General features: G+C 47.9%; 1 pseudogene. It reads left to right on the top strand.

Annotated features, from left to right (window positions below):
* Positions 1-407, top strand: a pseudogene (locus tag V7D75_RS08475) (hypothetical protein); the annotation flags it as partial.

Here is a 407-nt window from a genome sequence, read left to right as displayed (position 1 = left end):
GCTTGGTGGTATGAGTTGGATGATATTGTTTGCCGTCTTGCTCGCGCCTGGTACGGCACTTGGTGACCCTAGCGTGATTGCGCCGGCGAGTATCAGCGTTGTTTATGCGATTATGATGAAAGATACGGCTGGCGCGATTACCAATATGCTACCGATTTTGGTAGTGTTGGTTGTGGGCTTATTTGTAGGTTTTGTTTGGCAACTGATTCGCGGCGCGTTTGAGTCGAGCTTGGATAAAGCCCGTAGCCGTACGGCAGACGATGCGCAAGCGACCGCTCAATTGACCACTGGTAATTATTTGGCAGACGACGTGGGTTTATCAGAGTCGTTTGATCATTCAGCATTGTCGTCTAAATCTGAATTGGCTAAGACTGAATTAAGTAAGCCTAAAGCTGAGGTTAGCTTAA

It is taken from the genome of Psychrobacter sp. (genome assembly GCF_036731945.1).
GTDB lineage: Bacteria > Pseudomonadota > Gammaproteobacteria > Pseudomonadales > Moraxellaceae > Psychrobacter.
This window is presented reverse-complemented; position numbering and strand designations above follow the sequence as displayed.